The 20345-nt window shown below is 62.2% G+C and carries 19 protein-coding genes; 5 read left to right on the top strand and 14 right to left on the bottom strand.

The genetic code is table 11. The features are described from left to right. Window positions 1-62: 62 nt before the first annotated feature. The 4 genes from ACX80E_RS10755 to ACX80E_RS10770 form a co-directional block, all read right to left on the bottom strand. Window positions 63-2084 carry an ABC transporter ATP-binding protein gene (locus ACX80E_RS10755; RefSeq protein ID WP_459301923.1) on the bottom strand — a complete coding sequence of 674 codons (2022 nt, stop codon included), beginning with the start codon at window positions 2082-2084 and terminating at the stop codon, window positions 63-65. Next, the gene (locus ACX80E_RS10760; protein ID WP_459301925.1) at window positions 2084-3814 is read right to left on the bottom strand and encodes an ABC transporter ATP-binding protein; all 1731 of its coding nucleotides are present in this window, start codon (window positions 3812-3814) and stop codon (window positions 2084-2086) included. The genes ACX80E_RS10755 and ACX80E_RS10760 overlap by 1 nt, the downstream gene beginning before the upstream one ends. A 116-nt stretch (window positions 3815-3930) precedes the next feature. After that, the gene (hutH, locus tag ACX80E_RS10765) at window positions 3931-5502 is read right to left on the bottom strand and encodes a histidine ammonia-lyase (protein WP_459301926.1); all 1572 of its coding nucleotides are present in this window, start codon (window positions 5500-5502) and stop codon (window positions 3931-3933) included. Between the two features lie 234 nt (window positions 5503-5736). Beyond that, window positions 5737-6531 (bottom strand): IclR family transcriptional regulator, encoded by a 795-nt coding sequence (locus tag ACX80E_RS10770; RefSeq protein ID WP_459301927.1) that lies wholly within the window; start codon window positions 6529-6531, stop codon window positions 5737-5739. Between the two features lie 202 nt (window positions 6532-6733). On the opposite strand from ACX80E_RS10770, the gene ACX80E_RS10775 reads away from it, so the two are divergent. After that, window positions 6734-8167 (top strand): amino acid permease, encoded by a 1434-nt coding sequence (locus tag ACX80E_RS10775; RefSeq protein WP_459301928.1) that lies wholly within the window; start codon window positions 6734-6736, stop codon window positions 8165-8167. Between the two features lie 241 nt (window positions 8168-8408). Here ACX80E_RS10775 and ACX80E_RS10780 read toward each other — a convergent pair whose 3' ends face one another. From ACX80E_RS10780 to ACX80E_RS10790, 3 genes are all read right to left on the bottom strand, one after another. Then, a complete protein-coding gene (locus ACX80E_RS10780) occupies window positions 8409-9269 on the bottom strand; it encodes a spermidine synthase (protein WP_459301929.1) in 861 nt (286 codons plus the stop codon). A gap of 71 nt (window positions 9270-9340) precedes the next feature. Next, a complete protein-coding gene (locus ACX80E_RS10785; protein ID WP_459301930.1) occupies window positions 9341-10009 on the bottom strand; it encodes an O-methyltransferase in 669 nt (222 codons plus the stop codon). Window positions 10010-10095: 86 nt separating this feature from the next. Next, complete coding sequence (locus tag ACX80E_RS10790; RefSeq protein WP_459301932.1) at window positions 10096-10428, bottom strand: thiamine-binding protein; 333 nt, start codon at window positions 10426-10428, stop codon at window positions 10096-10098. 99 nt (window positions 10429-10527) lie between these two features. Between ACX80E_RS10790 and ACX80E_RS10795 the strand changes: the two genes are divergently transcribed. Next, window positions 10528-11130: a DUF5684 domain-containing protein gene (locus ACX80E_RS10795; protein ID WP_459301933.1), complete on the top strand. Its 603-nt coding sequence runs from the start codon at window positions 10528-10530 to the stop codon at window positions 11128-11130. Here ACX80E_RS10795 and ACX80E_RS10800 read toward each other — a convergent pair. The 5 genes from ACX80E_RS10800 to ACX80E_RS10820 are packed head-to-tail and all read right to left on the bottom strand — an operon-like array spanning window position 11107 to window position 15357. Beyond that, a complete protein-coding gene (locus ACX80E_RS10800) occupies window positions 11107-11418 on the bottom strand; it encodes an AzlD domain-containing protein (RefSeq protein ID WP_459301934.1) in 312 nt (103 codons plus the stop codon). The genes ACX80E_RS10795 and ACX80E_RS10800 overlap by 24 nt on opposite strands. Further along, a complete protein-coding gene (locus tag ACX80E_RS10805) occupies window positions 11415-12188 on the bottom strand; it encodes an AzlC family ABC transporter permease (protein WP_459301935.1) in 774 nt (257 codons plus the stop codon). Before ACX80E_RS10805 ends, ACX80E_RS10800 begins: the two co-directional genes overlap by 4 nt. Continuing rightward, entirely contained in the window at window positions 12185-12583 is a 399-nt protein-coding gene (locus ACX80E_RS10810; protein WP_459301936.1) for a DoxX family protein, read from the bottom strand. The genes ACX80E_RS10805 and ACX80E_RS10810 overlap by 4 nt, the downstream gene beginning before the upstream one ends. Next, window positions 12580-14454 (bottom strand): glycoside hydrolase family 15 protein, encoded by a 1875-nt coding sequence (locus ACX80E_RS10815; protein ID WP_459301937.1) that lies wholly within the window; start codon window positions 14452-14454, stop codon window positions 12580-12582. The genes ACX80E_RS10810 and ACX80E_RS10815 overlap by 4 nt, the downstream gene beginning before the upstream one ends. Before the next feature lie 33 nt (window positions 14455-14487). Beyond that, complete coding sequence (locus ACX80E_RS10820) at window positions 14488-15357, bottom strand: glycerophosphodiester phosphodiesterase (RefSeq protein WP_459301938.1); 870 nt, start codon at window positions 15355-15357, stop codon at window positions 14488-14490. A gap of 22 nt (window positions 15358-15379) precedes the next feature. Here ACX80E_RS10820 and ACX80E_RS10825 point away from each other — a divergent pair, with 22 nt between their 5' ends. Continuing rightward, window positions 15380-16669, top strand: coding sequence for a DUF445 domain-containing protein (locus tag ACX80E_RS10825; RefSeq protein WP_459301939.1), 1290 nt, complete (start codon window positions 15380-15382; stop codon window positions 16667-16669). Between the two features lie 70 nt (window positions 16670-16739). Here the strand turns inward: ACX80E_RS10825 and ACX80E_RS10830 are convergent, their stop codons facing one another. Together ACX80E_RS10830 and ACX80E_RS10835 are read right to left on the bottom strand one after the other, a co-directional pair. Next, window positions 16740-17630 (bottom strand): hypothetical protein, encoded by an 891-nt coding sequence (locus ACX80E_RS10830; protein ID WP_459301940.1) that lies wholly within the window; start codon window positions 17628-17630, stop codon window positions 16740-16742. Between the two features lie 118 nt (window positions 17631-17748). Then, window positions 17749-18390 (bottom strand): alpha/beta hydrolase, encoded by a 642-nt coding sequence (locus ACX80E_RS10835; protein ID WP_459301941.1) that lies wholly within the window; start codon window positions 18388-18390, stop codon window positions 17749-17751. A gap of 206 nt (window positions 18391-18596) precedes the next feature. Between ACX80E_RS10835 and ACX80E_RS10840 the strand changes: the two genes are divergently transcribed. Beyond that, the gene (locus ACX80E_RS10840; RefSeq protein ID WP_459301942.1) at window positions 18597-19385 is read left to right on the top strand and encodes a DeoR/GlpR family DNA-binding transcription regulator; all 789 of its coding nucleotides are present in this window, start codon (window positions 18597-18599) and stop codon (window positions 19383-19385) included. After that, entirely contained in the window at window positions 19382-20344 is a 963-nt protein-coding gene (locus ACX80E_RS10845) for a 1-phosphofructokinase family hexose kinase (protein ID WP_459301943.1), read from the top strand. Before ACX80E_RS10840 ends, ACX80E_RS10845 begins: the two co-directional genes overlap by 4 nt. Window position 20345 lies beyond the last annotated feature (1 nt).

Below are 20345 nucleotides of genomic sequence, written 5' to 3' on the forward strand. Positions count from 1 at the left end.
GTGTTTTTCGGCGTTTTCTGCGGGTCAGTTTGTAGGCGGGAAAGTTGCGAGGCGGGACGGAATCAGTGACTGGCCGCCGGCAGCTCTGCGACATCCGGCTCGTGGCCACCTTGGAACTGCGTCTTGTACAGATCGTAGTAGGCACCCTTGCGGGCCAGCAGTTCAGCATGGTTGCCGTGTTCGACAATGTCCCCGTCCTCCATGACAAGGATGGTGTGGGCATCCCTGATGGTGGAGAGCCGGTGCGCAATGACAAACGATGTCCTGTCCGTGCGCAACGCCGCCATGGCGTGCTGAACCAGCAGCTCGGTGCGCGTATCCACCGAGGAGGTGGCCTCATCGAGGATCAGCAGCGACGGCTGGGCAATGAACGCCCTGGCAATGGTGATCAACTGCCGCTCACCAGCGGAGACTGTGCCGCCGTCGGCGTCGACAACCGTGGCATAGCCTTTGGGTAGCTGACGCACAAACCTGTCCACCATGGTTGCTTCGGCTGCGGCGGTGATCTCCTCGTCGGTGGCATCCAGGCGGCCGTAACGGATGTTCTCCTTGATGGTGCCTTCAAAGAGCCACGCATCCTGGAGCACCATGCCCACCTGTGAGCGCACCTGCTCGCGGGACAGCTCGCGGGTGTCCACGCCGTCGATCATGATCCGCCCGCCGGTGAGCTCGTAAAAGCGCATGACCAGATTGACCAGCGTTGTCTTGCCGGCGCCCGTGGGCCCCACAATGGCAACTGTCTGTCCGGGCTCCACGGTGAAGGAAACATCGCGGATCAGCGGGGTCTCCGGGGAGTAGCTGAAGGAGACGTTCTCAAAAAGCACATGCCCGTCGGTTTTCTCCGGCAGCAAATCAGAGTCCTGTTCGGCTTCCTGCTCATCGGCGTCGAGGATTTCAAAGGTCCGCTCGGCGGAGGCCACACCCGACTGGATCATGTTGGCAATGCCCGCAATTTGACCGATGGGCTGGGAGAATTCGCGGGAGTACTGGATGAACGCCGTGGCATCACCCAGGGTCATGCCTCCGGTGGCTACCCGCACGCCACCAACGACGGCGACCAGCACGTAGGAGAGGTAGGAGACAAATTGCATGGCCGGCATGATCATGCCGGAGACGAACTGTGCACCAAAGGACGCCTTGAAGAGGCGCTCGTTGCGTTCGTCAAACTCGGCCAGCATCTCCTCGTCACGACCATAGGCCCTGACCAGTTCAAGCCCGGAGAACGTCTCCTCAACATGACCGTTCACCGCGCCGGTTTGCTTCCACTGGGCGGCGAAGAGCTTCTGGGACTTGGAGCCAATCACGCCCGCAATGACAGCCGAGAGGGGCAGCGCGATGAGGGCAATCAAGCCCAGCTGCCAAGACACAATGAACATCATGACCCCAATGCCAACAACCGTCAGAACCGACTGCACCAGCTGTGAGAACGCCTGCTGCAACGCCGATTGAATGTTGTCCACATCATTTGTGACCCGGGACATCAGGTCCCCGCGCTGCCGGATGTCAAAGTACCCCAGCGGGAGCCTGTTGAGCTTGCCTTGAATATCCTCGCGGAGCTTGTAGACAACGCGCATGACCAGCGCGTTGAGCAAGAACCCCTGCAACCACATGAAGACCGAGGCCACCGAATACAGGGCCAGCACTATGACTATGAGCCGGCTGAGCTCCACGAAGTCAATGCCGGCTCCGGGCACAACGTTGGCCTTGGCCAGCATGTCCGCAAACTGGCCATTGCCTGCAGCGCGCTGGGCTTCCACTAACGTTTCAAGTGGAACACCCGCGGGAAGCTGTGAGCCGATCACGCCGTTGAAAATAACGTCCATGGCCGCGCCAAGGATCTTGGGGGCGATGACCGTGAGCACCACTGAAGCGGCAACAAACACCAGGACCACGGCGAACATGGTCCGTTCGGGGCGCAACAGGCCAACAAGCCGCTTGGCCGCCGGCCAAAAGTTCTCGGCCTTCTTGGCGGGAGTTCCACCAAACATGTCCCCGTCAGCCTCCGTGGGCTTGTACTCGGGGTAGAGCTCCTCGTCCTCGACAATGTCCTGCTCCGGAGCCTGAATCTTAGCTTTGCGCGCCATTATGCAACACCTTCAATGCTTAGCTGCGACTGAACAATCTCGCGGTAGGTTTCGTTGCTGTCGAGGAGTTCGTCGTGGTTTCCGGCGCCGACAACTTCGCCGTTGTCCAGCACGATGATGTGATCGGCCTCCCGGATGGTGGAGACGCGTTGGGCCACGATGATGACGGTGGCCCCGCTGGTGGCCTCGTGCAGGGATTCGCGCAAGCGCAGGTCCGTGGCCACATCCAGAGCCGAGAGCGAATCGTCAAACAAGAAAATTCGTGGCCGGGCGGCCAAGGCTCGGGAAATGCAGAGCCGCTGGCGCTGACCGCCGGAGACATTAGTGCCACCCTGAGCGATGGGCGTGTTGAGCTGCTTGGGTTTATCTTCAACAAAATCCTTGGCCTGGGCAACCCGCAAGGCCTCCCACAGCTCCCCGTCGTTGGCATCGGGGTGGCCAAACTTCAGGTTAGAGGCAACGGTGCCGGAGAAAAGGTACGGCTTCTGCGGCACCAACCCCACCAGCTGTGCCATCTGTGGGCGGGTGAAATCGCTGACGCTCACCCCGCCAATGCTTACACTCCCGCTCTGGGGCTCAAAGAGGCGCGGGATCAAGTTCAACAGCGTTGACTTCCCGGAACCGGTGGAGCCCACAATCGCAGTGGTTTGTCCGGCCCTGGCCGTGAAGCTCACGTTGTTCAACACCGGACGCTCGGCCCCCGGGTAGCCAAAGGAGACGCCAGAAAATTCGACGCCGTGACTTGCCGGCGCCGGGGCACCGCTGGGCACGCTCAGGCTCGGTTCCGCGGACAGGACCTCATCCAGGCGTTCGGCCGAGATGGCCGCCCGCGGAATCATCATCACCATGAACACGCCCATCATGACGGCCACCAGGATTTGCAGCAAGTATTGCAAGAACGCTGTGAGCGAGCCGATCTGCATTTGACCGGAATCCACCCGCTGCCCGCCAAACCACAACACCGCAGCCGTCGCCAGGTGCAGGATCATCATGATGACGGGGAACATGAGTACAAAGAGGTTGCCAACCCTGACCGAAACGCGGGTCAGGGACTGGTTGGCGTCACGGTAGCGCTGAGCTTCAAACTTCTCCCGCACAAACGCCCGAATGACCCGAATACCAACGATTTGTTCGCGCAAAACGCCGTTGACGGCGTCGATCCGCTCCTGCATTTCCCGGAATAACGGCAGCAATTTCACCACCAAGAAGCCAACCACAAGGAACAACAGCGGCACCGAAACCCAGACCAGCCAGGACAGCCCAACGTCCTCGCGCAGCGCCATGATGATCCCACCAATGCTCATGATGGGGGTGGAGACCATGAAATTCAGGGTCATCAGGATCAGCATTTGCACTTGCTGGACGTCATTGGTGTTGCGGGTGATCAGCGTTGCCGTGCCGAAACGGCTCACATCCAGCGCACCCAGGGCGTTGACCCGGTAGTAAACCTCACGGCGCAGATCACGGCCAATGGCCATGGCCGTGCGGGCACCAAAATAGATGCCACCAATCGCCGTGATCACCTGCACAAAGCAGACCAGCACCATGGTGACGCCCGTGGACCAGATGAAGTCTGTATCACCCGTGGCCACGCCCTGATCAATGATCTGTGCGTTCAAGCTGGGCAGATACAGTGCAGCGATGGTGGAGATCAGTTGCAGAACAAACACGGCAACTATCCAAGCCCAATAGGGTTCAGCGTGCCGCAGGGACAGCCGGAGCAGTTTCACGAGAAGTATCCCATTCGAATATACGTTTGAATAGAGGGGTACAAAACATTAAACACGCCCAATGCGGCGCTGACAACACCTTTTCGGTGGGTCGACGGAAAACGACGCCGGCTGCTCTAGTTCAGCGGGCCAGTCGCCTTCTCGGCAGCGGCGCGGATGGCCCCGGAGCCCACCAGGCGATCCGCTTCCTCCAGCTCCGGGGACAGGAACCTGTCCGATCCGGGACCCTGCACGGTCGCCCGAAGCACCCCAAGGACGGCCGCGCCGGCGGGACCGGGGACAAGTTCGCCGTCGGACATGGACGTCCGCATGTCGATGGCGCGGGTGGCTGTGACCAGCTCGATGGCGAGCACGCGGCGCAGGTTCTCCACCGAACGGCGCAGCTTGCGGGCGGCGTGCCAGCCCATGGACACGTGGTCCTCCTGCATGGCGGAGCTGGGAATGGAATCCACCGACGCCGGAACTGCCAACCGTTTGGAGTCCGAGACCAGCCCGGCCTGGGTGTACTGGGCGATCATGAGACCCGAGTCCACGCCGGGGTCACCGGCCAGGAAGGCCGGCAGCCCCTGGGAGCGGGCGGGGTCAAGCATCCTGTCGGTGCGGCGCTCGGCGATCGAGGCAACGTCCGCGGAGACGATGGCCAAAAAGTCCAGGACATAGGCCACCGGGGCGCCGTGGAAGTTGCCGTTGGAGCTGACCCGGCCATCGGGCAGCACCACGGGGTTGTCGATCGAGGCGGCCAGCTCGCGCGTTGCCACCATGAGCGCGTAATCCACGGTGTCACGGGCCGCACCGGCCACCTGGGGGGCGCAACGCAACGAGTAAGCGTCCTGCACGCGGGAGTCGCCCACACGGTGTGAGGCGACGATGGGCGAATGGGCCAGCACCCGCAGCATGTTGTTGGCGCTGGCGGCCTGGCCGGGGTGCGGGCGCAGGTCCATGTGCAGTTCGGGCACGAACACCTGGTCGGTGCCCAGCAGGCCCTCGACGCTGAGCGCGGCGGTGATGTCCGCCGTCGTCAGCAACAGGCGCAAGTCGGCGATGGCCATGAGCAGCATGCCGAGCATACCGTCGGTGCCATTGACCAGGGCCAGCCCCTCCTTCTCGGCAAGTTCAATGGGTGTGATGCCAGCCTCGGCGAGCAGTTCCGGGACGGGCCGCACCACACCGTCCGGGCCCGCGGCCTCACCCTCGCCCATCAGGACCAGCGCGCAGTGTGACAGCGGGGCCAGATCGCCGGAGCAGCCCAGCGAACCAAACTCGCGGACCAGCGGTGTGATGCCGGCGTTGAGGACATCCACCATGGTCTGCACGACGACGGGGCGCACGCCCGTGCGGCCGCTCGCCAAGGTTTTGGCCCGCAGGAACATCAACGCGCGCACCACCTCGCGCTCCACGGCCGGACCCATGCCGGCGGAGTGACTGCGGATGAGCGATTTTTGCAGTTGCGTGCGCATGTCGGCGGGGATGTGCCGATTGGCCAAGGCGCCGAACCCTGTGGAAATCCCGTAGGCGGGGGTCTCGGAGTTGGCCAGTTTGTCGATGTGCGCCCTGACGCGTGCGACGCCGGCCAGCGCCTCTTCGCTGATGGTCACCGTTGCGTTGTGGCGGGCTACGGCGATGACGTCCTCAGGGGTGACACCAGAGGAGGAGAGAACTACTTGTGCGGACAGAACGGCGGTGTTCATGGTGGATCCTTTGCGCGAAGAGAATGGGCCTAGTTGCCACTATTCCCTGTTGGGCCGCGGAAGTCTGCCCCTTCTTGCGCATGTTGTACGGGATTCCAGACGCCCCCGCTGCGGACAATCCAATCCGCTGCGGAGGCCGTTACGGACATTCGCCCCTGGTGGGCCATCATCGAATGTCCACAGTGGCCCCCGAGCAGCGAAACCGACTCAAAACTGCAGTCCCCGGGCCGGAATCTACCGCTCGTTGCGACCGTAAATTCGGGTGGACAGCTCCGCGGCAACCTTGGTCACCTGTTCCGCCAGTGCCGGCCACTGCGCGGCGGGTACTTTTTCCTCCAGGAACGTCACGGCCACGGCCGCCACGGGCCAGCCCACATGATCGGTCACAGCCGCCGCCACGGAGGCGAAGCCGTCGGTGACCTCGCCACTCTCGGTGGAGTAGCCGCGCAGCCTGACCTGATCCAGATGCGCAGAGAGTTTTGAGTACTTGCCGATGGGGTCCGGCACCTCGGTGCGTGAACTAAATGCAGCCGCGTTGGGGTAAAGGGCCCGGACCTGGGATTTGGGCAGGGCAGCCAGAATGGCACGGCCACTGGCCGTCAGGTGGCTGGGCAGCCGCACACCCACGTCCGTCACGAGGGAAGGGCGGTGCTTGGCGCGTTCTTCCACAATGTACAAAACGTCGCGCCCGTGCAGCACAGCAAGGTGGGCGCTTTCACCAATCTTGTCCACCAGTGACGCCAGCAGTGGCCGCCCCAAACGGGATAGGGGTTCCTGGCGGGAGTAGGCGCTGCTGAGTTCAAAGGCGGCAACACCCAGGCCGTAGCGTTGTTCCTCATGCAGGTGCATGACAAAGCCGCTTTGCTCCATGACACCGAGTAGGTGATAAACGCTTGAGCGCGGCAAGTCGAGTGTGGTTGCAATGGTGGAGGCCGCCAGTGGTCCACGCTTGGAGGAGAGTAACTTCAATATGCGCAGAGTGTTCTCCGCCGCGGGTACTTTGGACGGCGTCCGTGCAGTAGTTGTCATGGCTTCCTAGTTTTACACCGAAATCGCCAACAGTCTTTTCTCAATATAGAATATTGCCGTCTGAAATCCCAGATTCTTGGGCCAGATTTGACACTTTTAGCATGAAATCACCCCCTAAAGTGACGCCGGCCACCACTACCCACCCCTTTAGTGAGGCAGGACACCCCTGCCGCGGCAGCTCACTGTGTTAGAAAGCTCACGCATGAACACCAAAGGACCCGTCCTCAAGCGCGGCTTGAACGCCCGCCACATCCGTTTCATGGCGCTCGGTTCAGCCATCGGCACCGGATTGTTCTACGGCTCCTCCAGCGCCATTCAAAAGGCCGGCCCCGCGGTGCTTTTGGCGTACATCATCGCCGGCGCTGCCGTGTTCATGGTGATGCGAGCCTTGGGTGAATTGGCCGTGCGCCACCCCGTCTCAGGATCCTTCGGCCAGTATGCCAGCCGCTACTTGGGCCCACTGGCCGGATTCATCACGGGGTGGACCTACGTGTTTGAGATGGCCATTGTGGCCATTGCCGATGTGACGGCATTCAGCATTTACATGGGCTTCTGGTTCGAGGAGGTCCCGCGCTGGATCTGGGTTTTGGCCATCATTTTCTTCCTGGCAGCCATCAACTTACTCAGCGTAAAAGTCTTCGGTGAGCTGGAGTTTTGGTTTTCCTTGATCAAGGTCTCGGCGATTATTGCCATGATCGCAGGAGGCGTGGCCATCATTGTGTTTGGCTTCAAGCTCGAGGGAGCCCAAACGGTTGCCGGCCTGAACAACCTTGTGGATCACGGTGGTTTCATGCCCAACGGCTGGGTGGGCCTGTTGGCGGCGTTCGCCGTGGTGATGTTCGCCTTTGGCGGCATTGAAACCATTGGCGTGACGGCCGGCGAGGCAGCCAACCCGGCCAAATCGATTCCGGCAGCCGTCAACACGGTCCCGGTACGTATCCTGCTGTTTTATGTGCTGACAATCGGCGTTCTCATGACGCTGATCCCGTGGAGTGACATCACCGGCGAAACCAGCCCCTTTGTGCAAATTTTTGATTCCCTGGGCATCCCCCTGGCGGCACATATCCTCAACGCTGTTGTCATCACGGCAGCCCTTTCAGCCATCAATAGCGACATCTTTGGCTCGGGCCGGGTCCTCTACGGCCTGTCACAGCAAGGCCACGCACCCGCCGTCTTCGGCAAGATCTCCCGTTCGGGCGTTCCCTGGATGACGGTTGTTCTCATGACGGGCGTACTTCTGGTGGGCGTGGTTCTCAACGCCACCATCCCCGAAGACGTCTTCTTGCTCATCGCCTCAATAGCCACCTTCGCCACAGTGTGGGTGTGGCTCATGATCCTGGCCTCGCACATCGCCATGAAACGCGAAATTGCGCAAAGCAAACTGCCCCCATCAGATTTCCCCGTCCCCCTTTGGCCACTCGCATCAGCTGTGACGGGCGTGTTCATGGTGGGCGTGATTGTGCTGTTGGGCATGTACCCCGACACCCGCGTGGCCCTCTATGTTGGCGGCATCTGGCTGGTCCTGCTGGTCATCGCCTTCAAACTGTGGGTGCGCGGCAAGGGCCTGGACCGCGCGGTGCTCGTGGATGAAACAACTTCCACGGAGCGGACGACGGCGGCACTCGCCCGCCGCTGAGACGCGCACCGGCGCCGCATTCGGACCCATTGTCGTCTTGTCCCTGTACTGGAGCTGACCACCACGGGAGCACTGTCCGGCATGCTGGTCGGTGCAGTCACAGTGCTGATCTGGGCCAAGTCGCCGCTGGCGACGTCGACGTACGAGATCGTGCCCGGTTTCTTCTTGAACCTGGTGGTGGCCGCCGCCACAGTGGCCTAGTCCCCGTGCCCAAGCAAGGGGCCCGCCGTTCTCCGCGTGGCTAGGAGGCGACGGCGTCGGTCAACACCACTGCGCTGCGGCCGAATTGGCGGACTTTGGCATCATCCCAAAGTTGCGCCGGCATGGCACCGCCAAGGAGGACGCGGGCCAGGCCGGCGCCGTCGCCCAGGGGTGCGTCGCTGCCGGCGATGATGATGTTCCCCGAACGGCGGCCCTTGAGCATGGGCGGATCGGCAATGATCACCGTGTGTTTGAAGGCCGCCCCTATGGTGGCAGCCTCGCGACGGGCAATGGTCAAAGCGGGTGAATCCCCGCAATTGACAACATATACGCCACCGGGAATAAGTACCCTGTGGGCTGCCGCAGTGAACTCGGCCGTTGTCAGGGTATGCGGAGTCTTGGCGCCGGAAAAAACGTCACGAATAATCAGTTCACGGCTGGCATCGGTGAGTGTTTGTGTCACCTCACGGGCCTCGCCCACACGGATTTTCAGCAAAGGCGCCCGCGGCAGGTCAAACCAGTCGCGAACGTAGTTGGCCAGTTTGCCATCAATCTCCACCACCACATTGCGGGAATTCGGATAGGCCGCCACCAAATAGCGTGGCATGGAGCAGGCCGCGCCGCCCAAGTTCAGGGTGCGCAGCTTCTCCCCCGCCGCCCAGCGGTCCTCCACCAACGCCATGATCCAGCGCATGTATTCAAAATCCAGGCGCAGCGGATCCGCCAGATCCACATGTGAGCTTTGCACGCCGTTGAGCATCAGCAACCAGCCGTTTGGGTTGTCGCCGTCGGGAATCAGCTCCGCCGTGCCGGTATCCGTCGTGAACGTCCCGGCCACGGGACCCTTGAGGAACGTTTCAGGTTCAGGCGGGGCGTTCTTGGGCGTGCGTTGGCGCCCCATCAGGGAGTCTCGGCGCGGTGGCAGGCAGAAGGACGCAGCAAAATAGTCACGCCTCCCAGCGTAGTCCAGCCCTAGCGCACCACGGCGATCGCGAACCCGTCCCAACCCTTGGAGCCGGCCGTTTGAATGGCCGTTGCGTCAAGCAAATCGCTGGCACCCAAGAATTCCAGCGACGCCCGAATTGCTGCCGCCTCGGGGTCGGCGCCCGGATCCAGGATGGCACCCTCCCAGATCACGTTATCCAGCACAATCACAGCACCGGGGCGGGTCAGTTTCAGCGCCCACTGCAGATACTGCACATTGTTGCCCTTGTCCGCATCAATGAACACAAAGTCGTAAGGTTCCCCGCCCAGCAGCGTGGGCAGGGTTGCCAGGGCGGCCCCCACCCGAATCTCCACCTTGGCCCCGAAACCGGCCAGGTCGATGTTCTTCTGCGCCACCTGGGCATGCTCGGGCAGGTACTCACAGGTGGTGAGGTGGCCGTCGTCGGGCAGCGCCCGCGCCAGCCAGAGAGTACTAAACCCCGCCAAAGTACCAATTTCCAGCACACGTTTTGCACCTTGAATGCGGGCCAGCAGCATCAGCAGCTTCCCGGCCGTGGGCGCCACCTCGATCCGCGGCATCCCCGCCTCGTCAGTGCTGTCAATGACGGCGTCAAACTCAGGTCCGCCATGGACCAGCGTGGCGGCCAAGTACTTCTCAACGTCGACCCATCCCGGACGGCTGCGATGCTCCATCATGACCCCAGCGTAGGCCGCTTTGGCGGCTCGCAAAAGGGTTCGCCCGGGATACCCGGGGTCAAAGCTAGGGGAAGGCGCGACGCCGGTCACTCACCCATGGTGTCCAGCGCGCCTTCGAGCCGGGCCACCTTTCCGCTGAGCTCGCCGGTGTGGCCGGGGCGGATGTCTGCCTTGAGGACCAGGGAAACACGTGATCCGTAGCGGCCCACTGCCTCGGTTGCGCGTTTCACCACATCCATGACTTCATCCCACTCACCCTCAATCTCGGTGAACATGGAGCTGGTGTGGTTGGGCAGTCCGGATTCCCGGACCACTTTCACAGCCGCCGCCACTGCTGTGTGGACTGAGGCGTCGTCGCCAGTTCCCGCGGGAGCGTTTGTTGGGGTGCCACTGGGCGCCACCGAAAATGCCACGATCATGAAAGTCTCCTCTTGTAGCTTTTACGTGTTCAGTCAGCTTCTATTATGGGTAGTTCTGCCCATTGGGTCCTGCCCCTGCGGGCGGATAAAGTTTCCGGTATGCTTTCCGCTCTCCTTGCCCTGCCACAGGCACCCTCGCCGGATCCGTACGACTACTCCTACAACAGCGATTCCGCCATGGATCCGGCTGCCGCCCTGGGAATAATTGCCTTGGTGTTTGGCCTTTATGCCCTGTTGGTCTTGGGCATCTGGTTGGCCAGCGGCTTCGCCTGGGCTGGCCTGTTCGGCAAGGCCGGTCACCCAAAATGGGCCGCCTTTGTGCCCTTTTACAACACCTGGGTCATGGTCAAGATTGCCGGCCGCCCGGAATCAAATTTTTGGCTGCAGTTCATTCCCTACGCCGGAATCTACTGGTCGGTCCTCACGTTCAATGACCTGGCCAAGTCCTTCGGCAAGGACGTGGCGTACACGGTTGGATTAATCTTTGTCCCGGTAGTCTTTGCTTCAATGCTCTCCTACGGGCAGGCGAAATACCTGGGCCCGGCCTACCGGACTCCCGAGCAGATCATGTACCAGCAGCAGTACGGCCAAGCGCCCTACGGACAGCCACCGTACGCCCCGACACAGTACGGTGGCGCCCAGTTCGGCCAGCAGTTCAGCCAGCAGCCCCCGTACGGCTCAGGGCCACCCCAGCAGCCGTAGCGCGGCGGCGGCGCCTGCGCCGGCGATGACCACCACCAAAAAGGGTGCCTTGAACCAGAGCGCAACCGCTGCCGCCACCAAGGCACCCACCCGGGCGTCAAGAACCACATTTGTTCCGCTGGCGGCCGCGTTGACCACAGTGAGCGAGGCCAACAGCCCAATGGTCAAGGTGCCGGCCAAATGCGAGATCCTCGGGCTGTCCAACACTTTCGCCGGAACCAGGTACCCCACAAGTTTTGTGGCATACGCCAGCACCACTGAGACCAGCAACCAAAACCATAAGCTCATGGCTTTTCCCTCTTCCCGATAGGGTTCCCGTGCCGCGTCTCGCGGCGGTTGTGGGTCGCGTAGGGGTCAATATCCGGTTCCATCCCGTCGTTGTCGTGGCCGGGATCGGGGGCCGGTCGGAACCAGCCAATCAGCCCGGCCGTCACGGCTGCCACCAAAATGGGCACACCTGCTGGCACGAATGGAATAGCCAGCAGCGTCGCCAGGGCGCACACTATGGCTATCGCGGCCGGCTGCAACGCCCTGATGCGCGGCCACAGCAGGCCCAGGAACGCCGCCACTGCTGCGCCGTCGAGCCCCCACTGCTTGGGGTCTCCCAACGCACCGCCAAGATAAGCACCCACGGCTGTCATGATGTTCCACAGAACAAAAACGCCAAGTCCGGCAACCCAGAAGCCGCGTTTTTGTTCGTCAGGATCCGTTTGGCCAGTTGCTGTGGCAGTGGATTCGTCAATCGTGACGTGGGCCGCCACAAAACGTCGCCACCCCGTGGGGCGCAACAGCGCATTGATCTGCATGCCGTAAATGCCGTTGCGAACGCCCAACAGCGCCGAAGCGCTCATGGCAGCCACCCCGGAGCCGCCACCGGCAACCACGCCTATGAACGCGAACTGGGAACCGCCGCTAAACAGCAACAGACTCAACACCATCGTCTGCCAAAAGGACAGACCGGAAGCCACCGAAAGCGCACCAAAGGACACCCCGTACAGTCCCGTGGCGATGGCTATCGAGGCGCCCACCTTGGCCGCCGGTGAATCAACAAGCCTCATGAGCGGCGCATACTCCACGCCCAGGCAATAAGTGGCAGCTGGAGCGGCAGACGCACCGCATGGACGCGGCGGGCCGCGCTGGTACCGGCCGGGCCACAGGCCCGGCGCAGCGCCGAGACGTGACCGGCGGTGAACCCGGCCAACATCAGCGCCGTTGCCGTCCCTGCCGCCTTGCGGGTTGCCGGGTGCACCAGGCCAACGGCGGCCAGGGCCTCCGGGACAGCCGACGCCAGCACCCACTGGTGGCGCGTCATGACGCCGCGAGCACCGGTCTTATCCGTGCACAGGAACGGCGGAACCACGGGGTAGTAAAACTCGGGATTGCGAACGTGGTTCACAGCACTTGCCCCTAATAGGCCGGCAAGTACCCAGGCACTGACGTCTCTAGGCTTCATGCGTCCATGCTGTCTTGCCGTTTGGGCCATACCGCTTTCCCGTCCACCACGCGGACAATGGGTAGTGCATCCGTGGCCAGGCTCAGCGCCTCCGTCCCGTGCAAGGCATCGGCCGCCCGGACCAGTGCCAAATGGGAGAACGCTTGCGGGAAGTTCCCGGCCATTCTGTCCTGATCAAGATCGTATTCCTCACTGAGCAGCCCCAGCTCATTGGCCAGGCCCACCAAAGTATCCATCAACGCCACAGCCTCGCGCCGGCGCCCCGTGTGCGCGTACTGTTCAACCAGCCAGAACGAACAGGCCAGGAACGGGTGCTCCCCGGGCTCGAGCCCGTCGACGCCGGAGTCGGTGCGGTAGCGCAGAATCAACCCACGCTCCCCCACCAGCTCGTTTTCCATGGCCGCCACCGTGCCCAGCATTTCCGGGGAATCGTAGGCGACGAATCCGACCTGCGGAATGACCAGCAGTGACGCATCGGTGGTTGTTCCGCCGTACGTCTGGGTGAAGCTGTTCAGTTCGCGGTTGAAGCCGTAGGCCAAGATTTCTACCCGCAGCAAATCCCGCGTGGCCTCCCAACTTTCCACCGGGCCCGACAAACCGTGGTTGCGAACCCCACGCACGGCGCAGTCAAAGGCAGCCCACATCATGACCCGAGAATGCGTGAAGTGCAGCAATTCGCCACGCATTTCCCAAATGCCGTGGTCTTTGGCTTCCAAGTGTTTTTCGATGAAACCCAGCATTGCTTGTTGCAACGGCCAGGAGAAGTGGTCTTCGTGCCCGCCTGCCAGCCGCAACTTTTCCAGTGCCACCAACACTTCGCCAACCACATCCGCCTGGTATTGGCCCACGGCGCCGTTGCCAATCCGGACGGGAAGAGCCCCCTCATAGCCCGGCAGGTGGCCTAGTTCGCTCTCGCCGAGGTCCCGTTCCCCGGATAGCCCGTACATGATTTGCAGGTCTTCCGGGTTGCCTGCCACGGCGCGCAACAGCCAGTCACGCCACCGCAGCGCCTCATCGGCGTAGCCATGAGTCAGCATCGCCTCAAGCGTCAACGCCGCATCCCGCAACCAGCAGAACCTGTAGTCCCAGTTCCGTGCGCCGCCAAAGTCCTCGGGCAGTGACGTGGTGGGTGCGGCCACAATGCCACCTGTGTCCTCATGCGTCAGGGCCCGCAGCACCAGCAGGGAACGCTCAACAATGGCGGAATACTTTCCATCCTGGTTGTACCTCGCGGCCCAGTCTTCCCAATAGGCACAAGTTTGTTGGAGGGCAAGATCGGTGTCGATAGCCTTGGGGATGGACCTGTGCGATTGGTACCAGCACAGTTCCTGCTCTACCCGCTCGGCAGCCCTGACGGTGAAGTGGCCGCTGTGTTGATGTTCGCTGGCCTGGGGCAGTTCATCCCCGCGAAGCACCAGGGCGTCCGGTCCAGCCACGGCAACAATCACCTCAGTGCCGTCGTCCTGACCCACACGGTGCACCCATGGCAGCACCTTGCCGTAGCCCAGGCGAACAGTGATTTCCTGGTTAAACTCAACCTCGCCGCTCAAGCCGTCAATGCGGCGCACGATCGAAGCCCTCCGGTCCCCCACGGGCATGAATTCGGTGACCTTGGCTGTGCCCGTGGGCGTACGCCACAGAGTCTCAAGCACAAACGTCCGGCCCAGGTAGGCCCGTTTTTCCACGGCCGCCTCCGGGTGTGCGGGCGCCAAGTGCCAACGGCCGTGGTCGGCCGTCCCCAGCAGCGCCGTGAACACCGCCGGTGAATCAAAGCGGGGGAAACAGAGCCAGTCGATGCTCCCATCCCGGCTTAGCAGGGCGCCTGTGTGCAGGTCAGAGAGGAGTGCATAATCTTCAATTCGCGATGCCATGACTCCATGCAATCACATCCGGCGGAGCATCAGCTAAGAAGTGGCGAAGCTGTCCAATATGAAACGGATCTCCGCGGGCTTGTTGCTTATCACCTGAACCACCTGCGCGTCCAGGCACTGCCGCAGGTCCTCGGCGCTATCTACCGTCCACACCCGCAGCGTCCGCCCGGCCGCGAGCCATCTTGCGGCATTGCCCGGGTGGGCTCGCAGGTACTCCAGGCCGGGCCCGGCGAGCCGAGCCACGCCGTCGTCCACTAATTGTTCAGCTTCCGCCATGGCCCGGCGCAGCACAAACGCCAAGGTGTGGCCCACGATGGGGCCCACCTCCAGTTCCTCGCGCACATTCTCAACTGCCACTTCCTCCAGAAGTTGACACAGCTGCCCGGCACTGACTTTCTGCGCCAAATACTTCACGGCGTCGGGGTGAAAGCTCATGAAGGAAACGCTGATGGATCCGGCGCACGAGGTCTCCTGCACCCAGCCGTGCAGGACCAATGCTGCCAGTGTGGCGTCCACCAATTGGGGGTCAAAGACGCGGCCGTACTTGAATTCGATGGCCAATTCCACGGGCCTGCCCGCCCCGGCAAGGATGTCCAGGAGTTCGGGCAGCGTCAACAGTTGCGTGGCCACCGAACCGTAGGCGGGTGGGATCGCGGCGCCATGCCAGCTGGAAAAATCCAGAGCCCGCAACTGGGCAAGCGTCAGCTCTCCCACGTGACCTGTGCCGTTGGAGGTGCGGTCCACGGTGTCGTCATGCAGCAGCACCACGGCCCCGTCAGCACTGCGGTGCAGATCGCATTCAACACCGTCAGCACCGTCGGCCAGCGCTTGTAAATAGGCGGCACGCGTGTGCTCAGCGTAGTGGGCGCTAGAACCGCGGTGGGCGAAGATCTGAACGGTCATGGCACCACGCTACGCTTACTTTATGGCGCAAACACAACAGCTAGGCTCGGCATCTTCTACAACTGCATTCAATCGCGACGCTGAAAAGGCCGCTGCGTTGCGGCGGATGAAGAGCATTGCCCTAGGACTCTTGCTGTTCATGGCTGTTGTCTTCTGCTTCGCTTTTGCCTTCCAACACCAATACCCGTGGCTGACGTACGTTCGTGCCGCCGCCGAGGGTGGCATGGTGGGCGCACTCGCTGACTGGTTCGCCGTCACTGCACTGTTCAAATACCCCATGGGCATCAAGATCCCGCATACTGCCATCATCCCCAACCGCAAGGACGAGATTGGCGCGTCACTGGCCGACTTTGTGGAAACAAATTTCCTGTCCGAGGCTGTTGTCTCGGAAAGGCTGGCGAACACCGAGATCGCCCAGAAGGTGGGGACGTGGCTGGCTAAACCGGAAAGCGCCCAACGCGTGGCCACCGAGGGTTCGGCGGCCATTCGCGGCGCCATGGCAGTTCTTAAGGACGACGACGTTCAGGACGTCATCGAGGCCATGGTCCGCAAGCACGTGCTCGAGCCGCCGTGGGGTCCGCCCATTGGTAAATTGGCCGAGAGAATCTTTGCCGACGGCCACCACCATGCCCTTGTGGATCTGCTGGTTGACCGCTCCACCACTTGGATCCGGGCCAATCACACCACCATCAGCGGACTGGTTGCCGACAGGTCCCCTAGCTGGGTCCCACAATTTGTTGACGGCCTGGTGGGGGACAAGATCTACACCGAAATCTACAAGTTCGCCCGCGCCGTCCAGGACGATCCGCAGCATGAGGTACGCCTGAAACTCGATGAATATCTCAAGGAACTGGCCCAAGAGTTGCAACACGACCCGGCTATGATTGCCAAGGCGGAGGCCATTAAGAGTCAGGTCCTTGGCGACCCGGAGGTTCGGGAATTGGCCAGTCGCACCTGGGCCACCATCAAGTCCGCACTGACCGAGGCCGTGGAAGACCCCAACTCCGCACTACGCCTCAAATTCACCGCAGCCGTGCAGGACTTTGGCAGCAAACTCGTCAACGATCCAGAGCTGGCCGCCAAAGCCAACAAGTGGATAGCCGACGCGGCCGCCTACCTGGTGGGCACCTACAAGCACGAGATCACGTCCCTGATCACCGACACCGTGGGGCGTTGGGATGCCGTGGAGACAAGCCAGAAGATTGAGCTGCAAGTCGGCAAGGACCTGCAGTTCATCCGCATCAACGGCACAGTTGTGGGGTCCCTGGCCGGTGTGGCGATCTTCACGATTGCCACCCTGGTGTTCGGCTAAGTTTGGCACCGTCACTGGACAGATAATGCCGCTTTGAAAATTCAAGGCGGCATTATCTGTCCAGTGACCGCTATCTCGGCGGTTTCGGCCCCTTGATTTTGGGCGCCTTGGGTGCCTTCGGGGGTTTGGGCGCCTTGGGTGCTTTGCGTGCGGCGTCGAGTTCGGCCAGCAGTTCGGGCGGGATCATCATGGGTGGCGGACCAAACGCGCGCTGGGCTGAGGCGATGACGGCACGGCCCATCATGTAATTTCCCACCCCGCCAACAACTGCGCCAATACCAAACGGCAGGGCCTTGCCCACCACAGAGGCGCTGCCCTTGATGGCCATCTTCCGCAAGAACTTCTTCTGCATCGGTGCGACGATGCTCTTGACGGCGGCCAGCGGAATGCTCTTGGTGACTGTTTTCCCCCACGCTTGCATGGGCGTTTTCCCGTTGCCCAGCGCGTGCCCCGTCAGCCCCTGCAGCATGGCAATGCCTTCGTCCCCCAAAATAATGGCCATGACTGTGACTTGCGCGGCTTCCGGGTCTTGCAGCCGAACACCATGGAGCTCGGCAATGGATTGGGCGTACAGGGCAGTGGCCTCCAGAAAAACCACTGTGGCGGCAGCAGAGATGGACAGTGCGGCAACTGTTCCCACACCGGGGATGATGGCAGTGGCCCCAATGGCCGCGCCGCCTGTTCCCACACCGGAGAGAAAATCGCGCTCCAGACGCTGGCTCAACTCGAAGGCGGTGGCGTGCGGATGACGCTTGCGAAGCCGGCGCAGATTCGCCATGACCAGCGGGCGCTGAACCTCCACGGCCTTGAGCAACATGCTGTGAACCGCAGGTTTGGGGTGGCCACTGTCATCAAAAGCGGCGCCCGCAGCAATTTCCACCGCCGGATTGGGCCTGCCGGCCGACCGGGTGAAGCCAAGTGAGGGTGCCAGCCCTGCGTGATTATTGTCCTTGCGTGCCATCGAATCCCCTGCCGTGTCTTTGTCTCAAGGGTAGTCGCCCAAACTGACAACGGCCCAGACGTTCACCCCTGGGACATGTTGTTTTGCACGGATCCACCCGCTTTGGGTCCCCGGGGCGCTAGGGGCGGGGCACGTACGAACCCCGCACGTGTCCCGTGAGAAAAGCTGCCACATCGCTCATTTCCACGGCACTGATGGTGTGTCCCAGCCCGTCATAAACGGCGTCGCTGAGATCTGTGTTCGCGGCAAGCCAGCCTGCTGTGAAGGCCGTGGCATCCGGGTTGATGACAAGGTCCGCAGGGTCATGGCCCCAATAGAAGGGGATCCGTGTGGTCAGCGGTTCCAGGGCGGCGAGCAACTCGTTGTGCAACACAAACCCGGAAAGACCCACACCCGCCGTGAACATCTCCGGGCGCAGCCGCATCAAAGTGGTCGCCATGGCCATGCCTTGCGAGAAGCCCAACAGTGATACAGAACTGAACGTGTATTTGGCCATGACTGTGTCCAGCCAGCTCAGGACGGCAGTGGCGGAACCCACTACTTCAGCGAAATCATTGGCCAGAAAGTAGTCCAGCAGGAACCAGCCATAGTCGCCGGAAATATCCAGTGGGGCCCGGGGCGCCACACACGTGAAACCATCCGGCAGCTGGTTGAACAACTCGCCCATGCGGGTCCCATCCGATCCATAGCCATGCAGCATCAGCAGCAAGGGCGTGCTGGCGCGCTCCTGCTCGGGGCGCGACCACAAGAGGTTTTCCATGGCCCAAGACTACTGACTGTCACGGAGTTTCAGGGTGCACCTTGGGCCTAACTGCACACCGGCCCAGCCCCCCAGCCCCCCCGAATTTCTGTGTTTATGTGGGAAAGTTCTTGACAAGCAAAGATAAACACAGATAAAGTCATGTGAAACAACATCGTGATGCGCGTCACGCACACCACGGGACGTCTTTAGAAGAAGGAATCGGCATGTTTGCGGAGGAACGGCACCAGAAGATCGTCGAGCTCGTCAGTGCCCAGGCCCGGGTCGGCGTCAATGAGCTGGCGGAACTGTTCTCCATCACCCAGGAAACTGTGCGCCGTGACCTTGCCGCCCTGGAGGAAGCGGGCCAGTTGCGCCGCGTCCATGGTGGTGCCGTGGCCCTTGACCGACTCACCCGCTCGGAACTGAGCCTGACTGAACGCCAAACCCAACGGTTGGACGAGAAACAGCGCATAGCCTCTGCCGCCATGGCCCTGATTCCCCACGCACCCACCGCCTCGGTGCTACTCGACTCCGGCACCACCACTGCCGCCCTCGCGGAGAGGCTGAGTGACTGGACGCCTGTCAACGCAGGGGATGAACTGCTGATCATCACCAATTCCCTGCCCACGGCCGCCTCCTTGAGCACCAATACGCACCTCCTGCTGGACGTTGTGGGCGGACGCGTCAGGGGCCTGACCAGCGCAGTAGTTGGTGCCCGCGCCACCGAGCAGTTGAGTGCGCTGCGCCCCGATATCGCCTTCATCGGCACCAACGGTATCCACGCCGACTTTGGCCTGAGCACCCCCGACCCCGTTGAGGCGGCCACCAAGACGGCCATGGTCAGGGCGGCGCGCCAAGTTGTTGTCCTGGCCGACGCCTCCAAACTCGGAGCCGAAACACTTGTTCGCTTTGCAACCCTCGAGGAGATTGATACCTTGATCACCACCTCCGAACCATCCCACGAGCTGGCCGCCGCCTTGGCCGCCGCCGGCGTTGACGTGGTGATCGCATGATCCTCACCGTGACACCGAACCCCAGCCTTGACCGGACCATTGAACTGAACACTGCGCTGGAACGCGGCGAGGTTCAGCGTGCGGTATCGGCCTCGCAGCACCCCGGCGGCAAAGGGGTGAACATTGTCCGGGCCTTGTCCGCCTCGGGCATCAAGGCGCTGGCCCTGCTGCCCGGGGACCCGGACGACGCCGTCGTCCGGGCCCTGTCCGTGGAAGACATCCCGCACATCACTCTGCCCATCGGCGCGGCGCTGCGCAGCAACGTGGCCATCACCGAACCCGACGGGACCACCACCAAGGTCAACGAGCCCGGCCCCACCCTCACACCCGCGCAGGTTGCGGAGCTGCTGGAGCTCACGGTTGAAAAGTCCGACGGCGCCAGCTGGCTTGTGCTGGCTGGCTCACTCCCGCCGGGGGTGCCAGTCGATTTTTACGCCCACGTCATCGATGCGGTGCGTGCGGCGTACGGAACCACTGCCCCAAGGATTGCTGTTGATTCCTCCGGCGCACCCCTGCGTGAATGCCTGCGCAGCGCCCCGGATCTCATCAAACCTAATGGTGAGGAGCTTGCCGAGCTGACAGGCACGTTCAACGGCCCAGCACTGGAATCGGATCCTGCCCTGGCCGCAAGCACTGCATTGAAACTGGTCCGCACGGGAGTTGGTGCAGTTCTTGCCACCCTTGGCTCAAGGGGCGCTGTTTTGGTCACTCAAAAAGGCAGTTGGCATGGGCGTGGCCCAGCCATTGCAGCAAAAAGTACAGTCGGTGCCGGCGATAGTGCCCTTGCCGGATATCTGCTGAGCACCTTGCGCGGGGACACCGCCCAAGGCTGCTTGCAGCAAGCAGTGGCCCATGGGGCGGCCGCAGCTTCTCTCCCCGGAACCATGGTTCCGGCCCTTGCACAAACCACCCCCGCCGCCGTCACAGTGACGGCTCTGGCCTCAGTCGAAGAGATCTGAC

This window comes from Arthrobacter sp. TMN-49 (genome assembly GCF_054511095.1).

Bases quoted from the DNA above. Each gene is read 5' to 3' on its own strand.
- ACX80E_RS10785 (WP_459301930.1), bottom strand. From the start codon at position 10,009: ATGATGGAGCATCGCAGCCGTCCGGGATGGGTCGACGTTGAGAAGTAC.
- ACX80E_RS10775 (WP_459301928.1), top strand. From the start codon at position 6,734: ATGAACACCAAAGGACCCGTCCTCAAGCGCGGCTTGAACGCCCGCCAC.
- ACX80E_RS10845 (WP_459301943.1), top strand. From the start codon at position 19,382: ATGATCCTCACCGTGACACCGAACCCCAGCCTTGACCGGACCATTGAA.
- ACX80E_RS10820 (WP_459301938.1), bottom strand. From the start codon at position 15,357: ATGACCGTTCAGATCTTCGCCCACCGCGGTTCTAGCGCCCACTACGCT.
- ACX80E_RS10815 (WP_459301937.1), bottom strand. From the start codon at position 14,454: ATGGCATCGCGAATTGAAGATTATGCACTCCTCTCTGACCTGCACACA.
- ACX80E_RS10830 (WP_459301940.1), bottom strand. From the start codon at position 17,630: ATGGCACGCAAGGACAATAATCACGCAGGGCTGGCACCCTCACTTGGC.
- ACX80E_RS10810 (WP_459301936.1), bottom strand. From the start codon at position 12,583: ATGAAGCCTAGAGACGTCAGTGCCTGGGTACTTGCCGGCCTATTAGGG.
- ACX80E_RS10780 (WP_459301929.1), bottom strand. From the start codon at position 9,269: ATGGGGCGCCAACGCACGCCCAAGAACGCCCCGCCTGAACCTGAAACG.
- ACX80E_RS10825 (WP_459301939.1), top strand. From the start codon at position 15,380: ATGGCGCAAACACAACAGCTAGGCTCGGCATCTTCTACAACTGCATTC.
- ACX80E_RS10840 (WP_459301942.1), top strand. From the start codon at position 18,597: ATGTTTGCGGAGGAACGGCACCAGAAGATCGTCGAGCTCGTCAGTGCC.
- hutH (WP_459301926.1), bottom strand. From the start codon at position 5,502: ATGAACACCGCCGTTCTGTCCGCACAAGTAGTTCTCTCCTCCTCTGGT.
- ACX80E_RS10755 (WP_459301923.1), bottom strand. From the start codon at position 2,084: ATGGCGCGCAAAGCTAAGATTCAGGCTCCGGAGCAGGACATTGTCGAG.
- ACX80E_RS10835 (WP_459301941.1), bottom strand. From the start codon at position 18,390: ATGGAAAACCTCTTGTGGTCGCGCCCCGAGCAGGAGCGCGCCAGCACG.
- ACX80E_RS10800 (WP_459301934.1), bottom strand. From the start codon at position 11,418: ATGAGCTTATGGTTTTGGTTGCTGGTCTCAGTGGTGCTGGCGTATGCC.
- ACX80E_RS10790 (WP_459301932.1), bottom strand. From the start codon at position 10,428: ATGATCGTGGCATTTTCGGTGGCGCCCAGTGGCACCCCAACAAACGCT.
- ACX80E_RS10795 (WP_459301933.1), top strand. From the start codon at position 10,528: ATGCTTTCCGCTCTCCTTGCCCTGCCACAGGCACCCTCGCCGGATCCG.
- ACX80E_RS10770 (WP_459301927.1), bottom strand. From the start codon at position 6,531: ATGACAACTACTGCACGGACGCCGTCCAAAGTACCCGCGGCGGAGAAC.
- ACX80E_RS10805 (WP_459301935.1), bottom strand. From the start codon at position 12,188: ATGAGGCTTGTTGATTCACCGGCGGCCAAGGTGGGCGCCTCGATAGCC.